This window comes from Sphingomonas psychrolutea (assembly GCF_014636175.1).
In the GTDB taxonomy this organism is placed as follows: domain Bacteria; phylum Pseudomonadota; class Alphaproteobacteria; order Sphingomonadales; family Sphingomonadaceae; genus Sphingomonas; species Sphingomonas psychrolutea.
Window position 1 is genome coordinate 249,020 of sequence record NZ_BMDW01000002.1, and the last position, 14,083, is coordinate 263,102.

Below are 14,083 nucleotides of genomic sequence, written 5' to 3' on the forward strand. Positions count from 1 at the left end.
TATTGAGACGATAGGACAGCGGCATGCCTGAGGACGATTACGATATTCGCGGCGCCCATGAGGAGGCTGTCGAAGAGCATGCGCGCCATCACGAACCGCTGAGCCAAAGGATCGCGCTTTTTTCGGCCGTGCTCGCCACGCTCGGCGCGATCGTCAGCTTTCTTGGCGGGCACACCCAGAACGACGCGCTTTATTACAAGAATGAAGCGGTGCTGATGAAGGCGCGGGCATCTGACAGCTGGGCCTATTACCAAGCGGAGGATATCAAGCGCCATCTCTCGGAGGCGATCGCTACGTTGGCCCCGGCGTCCGCAAACGCAGGCGCTGCCTACGCGAAAAAGTACGCGGACCGTGCTCGAGCCTTGCGTACCAAGGCAGAAGCCTATGACCGTAAATCCGAGGACGCCGACGCCGAGTCTCGGCGTGCCTTGTCACCTCACACCAAGCTCGCGATCGCCATGACCTTCATCCAGGTTGCGATTGCGCTGGCGTCGATTACCGCTCTTACCAAACGCCGCTGGTTGCTGTGGGGCGCGGGTGGGTCAGCGGCGGTTGGGGTTTTGCTCAGCATCATCGCCTGGTTGTGACCGGCGGGGAAATTCGGCGCAGCGTGACAGTATCGACGAGTGTCGACATGGTTCGTCCCGCATAACAGCAATATTGCCGGTCCCACCACTTTTAGCCCAGACGATCACGATCGTCCGGGTGGGTCGAGCGTCCTCTCATCAGCAATTTGATCTTCTTGGGGTTCGCCCTGCTTTGAGGGCAAAGTCGAACAGCTTATCAGGGTTCCAACGGGCTGCCGCGTCTCAAACCCCATCGCTTGATATTCACCAACCCGGCATCAACGCAATTTTTGTTCTCACCGCGCACCAATTGCAGAACCATCAACCCGGTGACTAAGAGACCAGAAATCGGCAGCAATCCAGCACGTTGCGAACCGGTCGCGGCCGTCGCGAGCTGGACCAGAAGCGGCCCCAGCCACATGGTTGCGGATCCTGCGATGACGAACAGTCCAAAGAAAACTCCAACCTTGTGCGCAGGCACGACACGCGTGAGCATCGTCCGGCTTGAGGCGTATGCCGCAGTGACGGTGACGGCACCGAGCATACCACATGCGATCAGTCCAAGTTCGGGGGCGGTGCGGAACATCGGGCCGCTCCAGATCGTCGCTTGCGTGATTGTATCGTACGGCTGATAAAATAGCAGCGCCTTGGTATTGCCGAGCGACAGCAGCTGCGAGATGACGACGCCGCAGATTTCGAACGTTAGCGCGCGTTTTGGTCCGATCCGCCCATCAAGCCAGCCGGCCAGCAACCCACCGCCGACCGCGAACACGCACAGGATCATGCCGTAAGCGAGGAGTTCTAGCGACTGCCATCCCATCACGCCCGCGGCATAGACGCCGCTGAAGATCAGGATTCCGGTCAGCCCATCGGTGAACAGCAGCGTCGCGCCGAGATAAACGAGCCCATCGCGGTGCCCCCGTGCTTCGAGCACCAGCGATTTCAGATCGGCCAGCGCCAGCCGGATTGCGGCAGCGAAGCGAACGCCGGTGCGGGCGACATCCGGCACGAACGCCAGCAACGGAAGGGTTCCGAGTGCCAGCGCGAGCGCGGCAAGTACAGGCACGATGCGGTCCTGCTGGTGGCTCGCGACATCCAACTCGAACAGCGGCGCGGTCGGCACAAAGCTCCACGCGACCTTGCCGGGGAGCGCGAACCCCCATAGCACGAACGCCAGCATTCCAACCGAAACGAAGTTGCCGAATGCAAGCGCCAGTCCCGAAGCCGCGCCTGCGTGCCGCGCCCCGGCTGCTGGCAGCAGCAGCGCGTTGTGCAAGATCTGGGTATAAGCGAACAATCCGCCGAGCGCCGCAAGGATCGCGATGATAATGCCGACCGAAAGCCCGGTGCCGCCCGGCTTGGCCCACCAAAGTGCGAGCATCAATGGGAGCATGAGCGCGACGGTGGCAATCAGCCATGGCTTGCGAGGTCCCATCCGGTCGACCACGGCACCGAGTAACGGTGCGGTCAGCGCGACGATCCAACCCGCATATTTCGCGCCGCTCGCGACCAGCTCCTGCCCATGCACCGGATCGGCGATGATGCTGGTGACCAGATACGGCACGAACACGTAGATCGTGACCAGGATGATGTAGGGATCGCGACCACCCTGGAACAGCGCCCAGCACCATGCGGCCCTGCCGAGTTTCGCGTTCTGAACGGTGGCGATGGTCACTCTCCGTGCTTGTCGGATAGCAGCCGGGCGAGCGTGTCAGCCTCGTCGGCAAACCATCGCTGGTTGGGGACTGCAATTCGCTCGACCCTGCGCTTGAGAAGTGCGCTCGATCCCAAAGTCACAGGATGCCTCGGAGCGAGGCGGCCGCGATCCCTTGCGACGGGTTGGACACATTGCGCGCATCGAAAAATGCGATCAGCGAACTCCCCGTAGCCGGGGTCCAATGTCCACGCATATTCACCCGGAAAAGACCGCGCGCTGCATCTGTGCCGATGTCGAAGTGCCCGCTTTGCCGGTCATCAGCTCACGCGCCGGACAGGACGGCCTGCACAAGCCCCGCCGCCTTGGCATAGGGGGCGTAGAAAACGTCGATCAGATCCGCCTCGCCGCGCACGACCACCCCGCGCGGGTTCGAGAACTCCCGAAACCCCTCGATGCCGTGGTGGCGTCCCATACCACTCATACCCGAGCCGCCAAATCCCATCGATGGCAGCGCGCTCTGGATCGCGCACGTGTTGACGGCCGCGCCGCCGGAGTGCGTCGAATCCAGCACGTGATCGGTGAGCGCCGCATCGGCACCGAACACGTAGAGCCCGAGCGGACGCTCGCCTGCGTTGATGGCATCCAGTGCGAGATCGAGGTCGTCATACGGAACGACCGGTAGAATCGGCCCAAAAATCTCTTCCTGCATAATCCGCAGGTCGTGGGACGGATCGATGACCAGCGACATCGGCATGCGTCGGGTTTCACGATCGACTTGACCATCGTCTTCCAGCGTCACGATCCGGCATTGCCGATCCAATGCCTCGGCCAGCATGTCCTCGATGCGCTGGAGATGTCGCGGCGAAATCATCCCCGTGCACTCGTCGCCGCGCGAATAGTTCGGCGCGGCCCTGGCCATAAAACTCTGTGCGTGCGTGACGAACGTCTCAAGCTCCGCGCGCGGCACCAAGGCGTAATCGACCGACACGCACATCTGCCCGCTCTTGATGAGTTTCGTCCCAATGACGGATTCCACGTTCGTCTCGGTCACAGAGCCAGGGGTCATTATCGCAGGGCACTTGCCACCGAGCTCGAGCGTCACGGGCGTCAAATTGGCAGCGGCAGCCCGCATCACCTGCCGACCGACCGCGGGGCTACCTGTATAGAGCAGATGATCCCATGGCATGGACGAGAAGGCGCGGGCGAGGTCGAGCCCGCCGACCGCGACCGTGACCAGGTCCGAATCGAAGGTGGCGGCAATCATCTCGGCCAGCAGCTCGGCGCACGCGGGTGTGTATTCGGACGGTTTGACGATGACGCGATTGCCTGCCGCGAGCATGTCGACCATCGGCCCGACCGAAAGATCGAACGGGAAGTTCCAGGGAACGATGTTCCCGACGACGCCCTTGGGTTGATACTCGATATAGGCTTTTGCCGTTCCCAGCATCGCCGGATCGGTATGCCGCGGGCTCGGTGCCATCCACGCCTCAAGATTTTCGAGCACGTGCTGCGCGCGCCCGACGACGCCCAGTACCTCGATCAAATCGGAAGCAGGAACTGGATGCGCGCCAAAATCCTGTGCGATCGCCGCCGAGATGCGGTCGCGGTTGGCGAGCATCATACCGATCAGCGCGCCGAGCCGCTCGCGGCGAAGGTCGATCGACGGGCGGCGGTCCTTGGCGAACGCCGCGCGTTGCAAGGCAAATGCCGCTTCGAGCGATCCGATCGCCACCGCGTCGCTGGCGTCAGCTGAAATTGTAATGGCCGGTATCTCAAGTGTCGACATCGCGCTTTTCCGTTCCTGATCGATCAGCCGACTGCGGTCATCGCGGCGAGCAGTGCGGTGCGTTCCTCGCGCACAACCTCCGGCTCGGCGACGACCTGCAAATGGAAGTCGCGGAGTTCCTCGGGGATGTACCAATGCACTCGGTCCGCGCCATATGCTTCCCACACGGTTTCCGCGACTTCGCGCGGCTTGACCAGCCGCCACATCCCCTCGGCTGGAGCCATCTGTCGCAGGCCGTCCGACAGCAAAGGCGTGTCAATCAGACCGGGGAGAAGATCGGCTGCGCGAACGCCGTAGCGCTTCAACTCGATCGACAGCGCCTCGGTCAAACCCCGAACTGCGTGCTTGGTCGCCGAATAGACCGGGATGCCGGCCGTGCCGAAGATCGCCGAAGATGACGAGGTGATCAGGCACAGCGACCCCGGTGTGTTTTTCAGGAGCGGCACGCCCGCCCGCACGCCGAGCATCACGCCAATGAAGTTGATATTGACGATGCGCATGACGTCGTCCCACGCCTGTTCGTCGAGCAGGCCGCTATTGCCAATGCCGGCATTGTTGAACAGCAGATCGAGCTTGCCGCCCGTCGCGATCGCGAACAGGTCGATCGCCGTTGTCCATGCCGTGCTATCGGTGACGTCCAACACCTCGAACATGCCATTGCCGCTGCCGATCTCGTCGCGCAACGTGTCGAGGCCAGAGCGGTTGACGTCGTAGGCCCCGACGAACCAGCCCTTCTCGGCAAATAGCAACGCGGTCGAGCGCCCCATGCCCGAGGCAGCACCGGTGATGAAGATGGATTTGCGGCCAGCAGCGGTGCTCATGCCGTCCGCTCCCGCGCGTGATCGCCGTCGAGTTCCATGCCAGCCAGATCCCCTTGTTCGCGCCATTCGCGCAGCAAATTTACGAAGACGACAGGCCCCGCGCCGAACACCGAGCTCCGCGCAGCGGCATCGGACGCCCGACCTTCATTATTGTAATAGCCCGGCGTGCACGCCTCGATGAACTTGCGACGCGATTCGGCCAATTGGACGATCGTCTCGACCCACGCTCCTTCCGCCTCGGCAGTCGGTTCGACTGTTGCCACGCCCCGCTTCACGCACTGTTCGACGATATGGGCGAGGTGCAGAGTCTGCTCGCTCAGCATGTGCGGAAAGTTCGGCGACATGCCCGACTGCGCTTGGCTGATGATGAAACAGTTGGGGAAACCGCGGGTGTGCATGCCATGGAGGGTCGAGAGTCCGTCCACCCATTTCTCGGTCAGCGATAGCCCGCCGACGCCGCGGACCTCCATGCCCGAGCGCTTCGCATAGCTGCCCGCGACCTCGAAGCCGGTGGCATAGATCAGGCAATCGAGCGGATATTCGCGGCCCGCGACCACCAGCCCGGTCGGCGTAACGCGCTCGACACCGCGACCCGCGGTATCGACCAGGGTCACATTGTCGCGATTGAAAACTTGGAGGTATTCGTCGTGGAAGCATGGCCGCTTGCAATACAGGCTGAACCACGGCTTCAGGGCGTCCGCGGTGGCTGGGTCGGCGACGATTGCGTCGATCCGGTCGCGGATCTGGACCATCTTCTCGAAATCAGCTTGTTCGAGTAGCGCTCCGGGATCGAGGCCTTCGGGATTGTTGCCGAGCTTCTTGCGCACTGCGCTTGCGAGCACGGTCCAACCGTCATGCACCGAGTCGTGCGGCGGCAGTTGGGCCGTGAACTGCGCGGTGAAATTCTCCATCCGCTCGCGTTGCCAGCCGGGCTTTAGGCTTTCGACCCATGCGGGATCGGTCGGGGCGTTGTCGCGGGCATCGACCGAAGACGGCGTGCGCTGAAACACAGAAAGATGCCCGGCCGCGCGCGCCAGCGGCGGCACGCACTGGATCGCGGTCGCGCCCGTACCGATGATGCCGACGCGCTTTCCCGCCAAGCCGTCCATGGGTTCCGTCGCGCTGCCGCGGGTATAGTCATAGTCCCAGCGGCTGGTGTGGAAGCTATGGCCGGCGAACGTCTCGATGCCGGGGATCTCCGGCAATTTCGGTCGGTTCAATGGCCCGGTGGTCAGCACCACAAACCGCGCTCGGACGCGGTCGCCGCGGTCGGTGACAATGATCCACCGCGCGGCCTCGCCGTCCCAGTCGAGCGACGTCACCTGGGTGGAGAACAATGCCTTGGGATAGAGGTCGAACTTCTGCGCGATGCGCACGCAATGCTCGCGGATCTCTGGCGCCTTGGAATAGCGCTCGACCGGCATATAGCCGGTCTCCTCGAGCAGCGGGAAGTAGATGTAGGATTCGATATCGCAGGCAGCCCCCGGATAGCGGTTCCAATACCACGTCCCGCCGAAGTCGCTACCGGCCTCGGCGATGCGGATGTCGTGGACGCCGCTCTCGGCAAGGCGAGCAGCCGTCATCAGACCGCCGAATCCGCCGCCCACGACGAACACCTCCACGTCCTCCGCAACCGGGTTGCGCGGCGGGGCCGTGCCATACGGGTCGTCGAGCATGCGGCCGAACCCCAAGGCGGGGTCACGGTAACGCCGCTCCGCCGGGTCGGTCGCGACCCGCCGGTCGCGCTCGATCCGATATCGCTCCCGCAGACCCTCAATGTCGAGCGCGGGGGCTTTGTTCGTCTGATCGTCGGACATGTGTTTCCTCAAAAACGCTTGGTCAACGTGATGCCATAGGTCCGGGGATCGTTGACGTAGCCGGTATAGCTGCCGTCCTGCGCGACCGTCGGGAAGGCGCCGATCAGGGTGTTGTTCTTGGTCAGGTTCCGAGCCCAGAACAGCACATCGATCTTTGCCGCCGCGCTGGTCAGCCCCAGGCTCGCACTCACGTTGTTCAGGCCATAAGTGGAGAGCGCCGGGGGGGTCGTCTCGGTCAACTGGACCTTGCTGGCATAGTCATACTCGCCCCGCAGGAAGCCGCTGATGTCGGTCGTGATGTGATGCGACAGCGTCGCCGAGGTTGAGAAGCTCCATTTCGAGATACCCGCGGGGCGATCGCCCGAGAGATCGCGGAACAGCGGTCGCTGGCCGGTGAGCGGATTGAGCGGGCAGCGCGCGGTGTCATAGTTGACGCACGGAGCGCGCAGGAACGAGTCGTATTTCGGATCGAGATAGGTGACGCTTCCGGTCACCGCCAACCACGAGATCGGCTTATAGGCGGCGTCCGCCTCAAAGCCGCGCACCGATTCCTTGCCGGCGTTGACGAGGCTGTAGCCCGTGCCGGTATAGGCATTCGACTGGAAACCCTTAATGTCCTGCTTGAACACGGCGAGGTTGAAGAAGCCGCCGCGGAACGCCGCCTTGAGGCCCGCCTCGTAGAGCGTAACGTTCTCAGGGGCGGCGGTACGGCCAATGCCATTCGCGTCAGGCGCCCGCGCATCGGTCGACAAATTATAGGCACCCGCCTTCCAGCCGGTGGAGTAGCTGACATAGGCGTTGAGAAAGCCAAAGTCGTAAGCGGCACGCCCGAGATAGGTGACCTTGTCGCCCTTCAGGACACCGGACTCGGTCGCATTGGGATAATTGACCGGCCCGTGGGTTGGCGCATTGCCATAGAAGAACTGCAACGCACCCAGCGCGCCGAAGGCGTTGGCCGGCACACCCAGGAACGGAAGTTCGGGCACGTTCTGCAGGTTGAGACGCGAGAACGGATCGGTCAGCACGACGTTGGAAGTCGAGGCCTTGCGGTCGCTCAGATACGACACGCCACCGGTTAACGTCAGTCGCGGCGTGACCTTGAAGTCGGCCTGACCGAAGATCGAATAGGAATCCTGCTTGAGAGTGTAAGGTGCCGTTACCGCCTGTCCTGCGGCAAAATAGGTCGCACCCGGACGGACAGCCGGGTTCACCAGGCTCTGCAGATATTCGAGCGCAAACAGGTTTGACCGGCCCGGGAAGCTTGCCGAAGCTCCGCTCAGCGCGTCTGCATAGGCGCGAATCTGGCTACCGAAATTGATCGTGCTGCGCGTGTCGAGATTTTCGTTGGCGTAAAAACCGCCGACCAACCAGTTGAATCGGCCCTTACCGTTGGACGCAACGCGGAACTCCTGCGTGAAGGTCTTGATGCGGGTGCGGTCCGCACGGTTAGCCAAGTCCGCGCCGGTGAAGTCGACATCCTGCGCCCCGCTATCGAGCTGATCACGATAGGCCGAGATCGACGTGAACTTCGCGAACCCTGCGTCATAGTCAATCTGCCCCGACACACCCTTGCCGATGATGCGGTTGGTCGGATCCTGGGTAAAGGCGACGTTGCGATCGAACTTGGTCGCCGGGTTGCTGACCGCGGCGCCAAGTCCGAACGGCGCGGGGGCAGCGATGAATTGCGTCGCCGGACCGTTGAGGAGTTGCACTGTGCCGCAGCACCGCTCGGTGATTTCACTATAGTCGCCGATGATGCGGACCGAGAGGTCTGCGTTTGGTGCCCACAGCACGTCGGCGCGAAACGATCCGCGGTCGCGGTTGTTCACATCCTTGCCCGTTACAACATTATTGTAAAAGCCGTCGCGCTGGTTGATCGCGCCCGACAGGCGTACGGCGATGGTCCGCGAAAGCGGGCCCGTAGCCGTCGCCTTTGCGATCATTTGGCCATAGTTGCCAACGGTCAGGTCTACCCGACCGCCAAAGTCGAACTGCGGACGCTTGGTGATAATGCTGATCGCGCCGGCCGACACGTTCTTGCCAAAGAGGGTCGACTGCGGGCCGCGCAGCACCTCGATGCGCTCGATCTCGGGAAGATCGTTGAGCGAGGCAGCGCTACGCGAACGGTAGACACCGTCGATGAACACACCGACCGATCCTTCGATCCCGAAATTGCCGTTGCCATTGCCAAAGCCGCGGATGATGAAGTTGGTCTGGCCGACCGCGTTGAACTGCGCGACCTTGAGTGATGGCACGACCGATTGCAGGTCGATCAGATCGCGGATCTGCGCCCGTTCGATCGTCTGGGCGCTGGTGACCGAGACCGAAATCGGCACGTCCTGCAGCGTCTGTTCGCGCTTGGACGCCGTGACGATGATGTCGTCCGAACTCGCAGTATCCGGCGCCGTTTGCACCGGAGCCAGGGCAGTCGCGACGGGTGGCGTTGCGACGACCTGCCCGAATGCAGGGCCGCTGGCGATCAGCGCGATGATCGACGCGCCAAGGAAGTGAATGGTTTTCATGATCTCTCTCCTGATGGCGGCTTCCCCACGTTTTCTGGGGTTCGACCGTCCATTCTCTATTCCATATTCAAAAACCTAGGACAAGCTAGATAATTGAAGGAGACTTGCGGGAAACACGCGTCTGATCAATGAGGGTGTCGCAAAGCGCCTTGGTCGATGAAAGGATGCGGCGATCGACACCCCCGAGTTCTTTGAGACGCGGCCGCGCGCCCGAGGCCGCAAATCCGCAAAAAAGCGTGACGCCATCATTCGCGCAGCGATCGAAATCATCAATGCCAAGAGCTTCGCGCTGGCGACGATGAGTGACATCGCCGCCAGCCTCGATCTGCGCGACGCGACGCTATATTACTATTTTCCCAACAAGCAGGCGCTCGTCTACGAATGCCATGTCCGCTCGCTCGAGCGCTTCGAGCGCCTGATCCGCGAGTCTGACGCCTTCGACGGTACCGGTATTGCCAAGATACGACACTTCGTCGCGGCGCTGGTCGAGGATTCCTACGTCAATGGACCGCAGCTCTATTTCGGAGACTACTCCTATCTGGAGCCGCTGCAGCGCGAAACGATCGCGATCTGGGCTGAGCGCTCGCGCGCCATGCTGGAGGGCATACTTATCCGGGGTATCGACGATGGCAGCATCGTTCCCTGCGAGACTGGTCCCGTCGTGCAACTCCTCCTCGGTATGCTCATCTGGCTCGCAAAATGGGCGCCCGATGTCAAAGGGCTAACCGCCGACCGCCTGATGCGCGCGATCGAGGCCTTCGGGTTCCATGGCCTCGAAAGCAGACCGTGAACAGACGCTCAGGCGGGTCCTTGAACGCCGTCTTGGGTTGATTCTGTGGTCCGATTGATCGAGCCAGGTGTGCATCGGCGCGCAAAAAGGGCTCTGACGCAGTTTTGATGATCGGCGATCATCGGTCGACGGAGTCGGCCTGCATTGCCAGCCGCAAGGCTTCGACAATCGAAACCCGCCAACTCAAGCGCGAGCCGCCTTTCACGGCAGACGGCTGGAAGGGCATGATGGCCTCATTTCGGCAATTAGAGCCCCTCCGAGAATTCCCCACGCAGAAGCGCCTGTTGACGGGGTTACCCAAGGTCCGTTCCCAAAAAATGAAGCAATTGCTGGCCCGGGCATTCGGGCAGCGCTATCATCGCGGAGGGAACCGGCATCGCGCGGCAAGCCGGCGGTTTTCCTGGTCGATGCAAACGGTGAATAAACATCGTCTCTCGCGCGACCACTTTGCTGCGGTGAGGATCAAAAAGCCATGAGGCGCTCGGCCCTTTGAGCTTGCCAGAGCTACGCCCTCGTGCAGGTTTGTAATGCGCGCCCGACGTCCTAATCCAGGCCGTCGGCTTTACGATGGGCAGGTTGGGATCAGGATTGGAAAGCATCATGGGCGAGACGCCGAAGCCGTGGGATCGTGAACTCGTTCGCAAATGGCTGGAAAGCCGCCTCAAAGCTGCCAGGCTCGAGCAGGCGGTGGCGGACAAGCGAGGGTATGAGGCCCAGGACGACTATGACAAAGCTGCCGCCGAAGAATGGGTTTGCCGGAGTCTGCAGACCGCCGGAAGCACCGATGACCAGGCGGCGTTCGCCGAGCAGATCAAGGTGTTAATTGTCCAGGAAGAGTATCAAATCGCTGGCATATATGATGATCGTCGCTTTGACCGACACGTCCGCGCCTGCCTTCGAAAAATCGCGAAGATGACGAAGGCGAATGATGGGTTTGCGAACACGTTGCGCTATCAAGCCTGACGCCCCGGTACTTGGGCCGACGCGCGAGCTAAGGCAGATCAGTTGAACGTATGGCGCGCAAACAGTCGAAACATGATCCATAGGTCGATTTGGAACGGGAGGATGCCCATCACCGACCGTCTCAAATTGGGCGGCTCCTGCCGGACTGCTTTTCGTGCCGAAACCGGCCAGTCGGCTTTCAGTCGACCCGCGACGATCGACCTGATTGGAACGGCGAGAGGTGGTGGATTACTGTCCGGCGGCTTTCTGAGCGTGATCGTGAAAAGCGGGCGACGCGCGTCACGCGGCGGTTCCGGAAGGCTGCGGCGTAGCGCCGGCTCTACTCGTTGTCTGGTCGCGTCCAGGATTTAGCCCGTGCGTAACCGGTGGGGCGGCGCGTCAGTATCCGCTTGTGTCGGGTGCAATCGCCCGTCGTGATTAGGATTTACCGATGACCAAGCTTCCCGTCACGCTCGGCGCGTTCGCCCTCATCTTCGCCGCGGCGACCCCGGCGGTTGCCGCCGACAGCATGATTACCAAGGCTCAGATGAGCACGCTCGCCAAGTGCAAGGCGCAGTCCAAAAAGAGCGCGAAGTGCGCCGCCTTCATCAAGGCGCATCCCGAATCGTCGATGCAGGCCGAGGGCGCGATGATGAGCGACGGCGGCGGCATGATGAGCGCCGAGAAGCCCAAGAACTAAACGACTTCCCCTGGCCGAAGCGAAGGGCCGCCGGACGCACCCCCGTCCGGCGGCATTCGTCGTCTTAATGGCAGCGCATGTCGCGATTGTTGTCGCTATCGACCGCCGCGCCGACGGCTGCACCGCGGCCTGCCCCGAGCAGCTTCGACCCGTTCAGCGCGATCACATTGCCGAGTATCCCGCCGACCGCAGCGCCCCCCACGAGGCCAGTCGTGCCGTCCTGGCGGCGGCAATAATAAGGTCCGTTGCTGCCGCGATAGAGGCGGTCGTTGGAGGACAGCTTTCCGTTCCGAGACCATCCGGTCGGCTTTCAGCCGTTTCGATTGCGATGGCGCTGCGGGAACGTCGCGACGGGCTCGGTAGCGGTCTGACAGCTTTTGGCGTGAAAGCGGGTTATAGCATCTGCCATAAAAAACGATCGGTCCTCAGGAACTGAACTGGACGCAAGGAGCTTTGCTTGCTTGGACCTAAATGTCGTCGGAGCAACCGCAGCCACCCCTAATCATCCATGCGAGGCCGACGATCGCCAATCCAATCGAAACGCCCATCGCCGCGGCGAGCATATTGGCCGGAACATAATTTCTCATCGCCGGCATCACTACAGCTGGCAGTATCGCAGGGATCATGACGATCGGCAGGAACCGCACTCTGGAGTTTGTCGTCATTTTATCCTCCTATCTCGCGGCGGCCAACGTCTCAAATTGCAGGATGACCGACAAGACGCGTTTAGAGCGCCGACGTCAAATGTCCCTCATGGTCTGCGTGTTAGTCGATGGCGACCTGATCTGACGTCGAGTGGAGCCCTGTGAGAGTGACCGGGACTGGACGACATGAGCCGGACGGAACCGCCCCGGGATCGCCGGAGGCCCTTTGGTTTAAGGTATGCCGCCATCGAGACATCGTCCAACATGGCATAGTATCGTTGCTCGGCTTCTGCGGTAGCAATGTTGCAGACCGGCTCTGGCGCTAAGCGATGGTTGAACGAGTCGAGCCATCTTAGCGTGGCAGACTCGACAGCTTTGAGGTTGAGCCTTGCCGGTGTCGTCTCCGGTTAGGCGGCACAAGCAATTCCGGCGCTAGGCAGCGCGCTTGCCTTTACCGCCAGCGATGCGATGGCACCGCCCCCGTCTAATGGCCAATATTAGTAGCGTGCTCGCGCCAATAACCACGAACGCAATGCCGATGTGCGTGGGAGTGAGCAGCTTGCCGAGCAGCGCCTCGAGCGCGTGGCCAAACAGATAGCCGATGCTGGTAAAGGTTATTGCCCAGACGATCGCCGACGCCGCGTTCACGAGGAGATAGGTGCGCATTCGCACATGGGTCGTTCCAATTGCGATCGGGCTGATCGTGCGCAGGCCGTAAAGAAAGCGGAATGCGAAGATGAACCCGATCGGATAGCGTTCGATCAGGATGATCGCGCGGCCGAATGCGGGCTTGGCATGCAGACCCACAACCCAGCGATGCGTTCGAAACCTGCGACCTGCCAGAAACAACAGCTGGTCGGCAAGAAACGAACCGGCCGCAGTCGCGGTCATTGCGCCGCCGATCGGCACGAGGCCGCGATGCGCGAGCACGCCGCCGGTGATTACGACGGCTTCGCCCTCTAAACCAGCTCCGAGCAACAGCGCTACCAGCCCGTAATGTTCGATCAGCGACTCGATGCTCACGCCAATGACCCGCCGATGCCAATGTTCGTTGCCACCGTTGTCACGTTGACATGCCTACTGAGCCGCCTGATCGAGGTCGAACGCCCGCTTCACACGCCTGCCCTGCTATGACGAATGGCGGCGCCGTTCTTCGATTAGCATCCGTTTCGATTTCTGTTGCGATCCCGCGTGTTGTTCTTATCCAGCGTTCTTCCAAGCAGGGCGCCGCCGACGCCGCCTGCAACTGTACCGAGCGTTCCGCCACCCAATACGTTTCCAAGCACAGCACCGCCAGCGCCACCGGCGATCGTGCCCACCGCGCCATTCCCGCTTCCGCAATGACGATCATCATACTGGCCACGGTCGGAGTTGCTGCGGTAATATTGGTCACTGCCGTCGTACGCGCGATGATGGCGATAATGATGACGGCTTTGAGCAAGCGCCGGATCCGGCAGAGTGACAACGCCAGCAGTGGCAAATGCCGTTAAAACCAAAACAGCCGACCGGGTGAAATCTTTAATCATAATGTTGCTCCTTTGCTCCGCCTGGCGCGTCATTGAAAAACAAATTATGTGCTTGGATGACCGAAGCTGACGCAGGGTTTCCATACTCTGAATCAACGCAACCACAGCGCAACCAGAATGTTCCGTTACCAGTTGCCAATCTGTCTTCGGCGCTCAGGGCCAAAAGGAGTTCCTCACCCGCTCTAGAGCTCGAGACCTGATTCTGTGGACGGTCCCTGCACAGGCGTATGCGGCTCTGAAAATAAAGATGGGAATGACCGAAACTGGGCGGTGGCCGCAGGTCGGCTTCTCATACCGAAACCCGCCGGTCAG

General features: G+C 61.6%; 14 protein-coding genes and 1 pseudogene. 5 read left to right on the forward strand and 10 right to left on the reverse strand.

From position 1 onward, the window contains the following. The first annotated feature begins 23 nt into the window (after positions 1-23). Positions 24-587 (forward strand): DUF4337 domain-containing protein, encoded by a 564-nt coding sequence (locus tag IEV62_RS02630; protein ID WP_188445281.1) that lies wholly within the window; start codon positions 24-26, stop codon positions 585-587. Between the two features lie 196 nt (positions 588-783). Here the strand turns inward: IEV62_RS02630 and IEV62_RS02635 are convergent, their stop codons facing one another. The 5 genes from IEV62_RS02635 to IEV62_RS02655 form a co-directional block, all read right to left on the reverse strand. After that, positions 784-2,241: an MFS transporter gene (locus IEV62_RS02635; protein ID WP_229732774.1), complete on the reverse strand. Its 1,458-nt coding sequence runs from the start codon at positions 2,239-2,241 to the stop codon at positions 784-786. A 304-nt stretch (positions 2,242-2,545) separates the two neighbouring features. After that, positions 2,546-4,009, reverse strand: coding sequence for an aldehyde dehydrogenase family protein (locus tag IEV62_RS02640; protein ID WP_188445283.1), 1,464 nt, complete (start codon positions 4,007-4,009; stop codon positions 2,546-2,548). 23 nt (positions 4,010-4,032) lie between these two features. Next, positions 4,033-4,830: an SDR family oxidoreductase gene (locus IEV62_RS02645; RefSeq protein WP_188445285.1), complete on the reverse strand. Its 798-nt coding sequence runs from the start codon at positions 4,828-4,830 to the stop codon at positions 4,033-4,035. Then, positions 4,827-6,647 carry a flavin-containing monooxygenase gene (locus tag IEV62_RS02650; RefSeq protein WP_188445287.1) on the reverse strand — a complete coding sequence of 607 codons (1,821 nt, stop codon included), beginning with the start codon at positions 6,645-6,647 and terminating at the stop codon, positions 4,827-4,829. The genes IEV62_RS02645 and IEV62_RS02650 overlap by 4 nt, the downstream gene beginning before the upstream one ends. Positions 6,648-6,655: 8 nt before the next feature. Next, positions 6,656-9,169, reverse strand: a complete 2,514-nt coding sequence (locus tag IEV62_RS02655) for a TonB-dependent receptor (RefSeq protein WP_188445289.1) — start codon at positions 9,167-9,169, stop codon at positions 6,656-6,658. A 247-nt stretch (positions 9,170-9,416) separates the two neighbouring features. Between IEV62_RS02655 and IEV62_RS02660 the strand changes: the two genes are divergently transcribed. The 4 genes from IEV62_RS02660 to IEV62_RS02675 all read left to right on the forward strand — a co-directional run bounded on the left by IEV62_RS02660 (position 9,417) and on the right by IEV62_RS02675 (position 11,601). Further along, positions 9,417-9,959, forward strand: a complete 543-nt coding sequence (locus tag IEV62_RS02660; RefSeq protein ID WP_268234224.1) for a TetR/AcrR family transcriptional regulator — start codon at positions 9,417-9,419, stop codon at positions 9,957-9,959. A gap of 107 nt (positions 9,960-10,066) precedes the next feature. After that, entirely contained in the window at positions 10,067-10,435 is a 369-nt protein-coding gene (locus IEV62_RS02665) for a hypothetical protein (RefSeq protein ID WP_229732776.1), read from the forward strand. A gap of 112 nt (positions 10,436-10,547) precedes the next feature. Continuing rightward, positions 10,548-10,922, forward strand: a complete 375-nt coding sequence (locus IEV62_RS02670) for a hypothetical protein (RefSeq protein ID WP_373868533.1) — start codon at positions 10,548-10,550, stop codon at positions 10,920-10,922. A gap of 430 nt (positions 10,923-11,352) precedes the next feature. Then, positions 11,353-11,601 (forward strand): hypothetical protein, encoded by a 249-nt coding sequence (locus tag IEV62_RS02675; RefSeq protein ID WP_188445291.1) that lies wholly within the window; start codon positions 11,353-11,355, stop codon positions 11,599-11,601. 64 nt (positions 11,602-11,665) lie between these two features. Here IEV62_RS02675 and IEV62_RS02680 read toward each other — a convergent pair whose 3' ends face one another. From IEV62_RS02680 to IEV62_RS02695, 5 genes and pseudogenes are all read right to left on the reverse strand, one after another. Next, a complete protein-coding gene (locus IEV62_RS02680; RefSeq protein WP_188445293.1) occupies positions 11,666-11,803 on the reverse strand; it encodes a hypothetical protein in 138 nt (45 codons plus the stop codon). Between the two features lie 265 nt (positions 11,804-12,068). Further along, positions 12,069-12,266 carry a hypothetical protein gene (locus tag IEV62_RS02685; RefSeq protein WP_188445294.1) on the reverse strand — a complete coding sequence of 66 codons (198 nt, stop codon included), beginning with the start codon at positions 12,264-12,266 and terminating at the stop codon, positions 12,069-12,071. A gap of 218 nt (positions 12,267-12,484) precedes the next feature. After that, positions 12,485-12,628, reverse strand: a pseudogene (locus IEV62_RS18180) (IS3 family transposase); the annotation flags it as partial. 49 nt (positions 12,629-12,677) lie between these two features. Further along, entirely contained in the window at positions 12,678-13,268 is a 591-nt protein-coding gene (locus IEV62_RS02690; RefSeq protein ID WP_188445297.1) for a DedA family protein, read from the reverse strand. A gap of 134 nt (positions 13,269-13,402) precedes the next feature. Beyond that, on the reverse strand, positions 13,403-13,771 hold the full coding sequence (locus IEV62_RS02695; RefSeq protein WP_229732777.1) for a hypothetical protein: 369 nt from the start codon (positions 13,769-13,771) through the stop codon (positions 13,403-13,405). Positions 13,772-14,083: the final 312 nt, after the last annotated feature.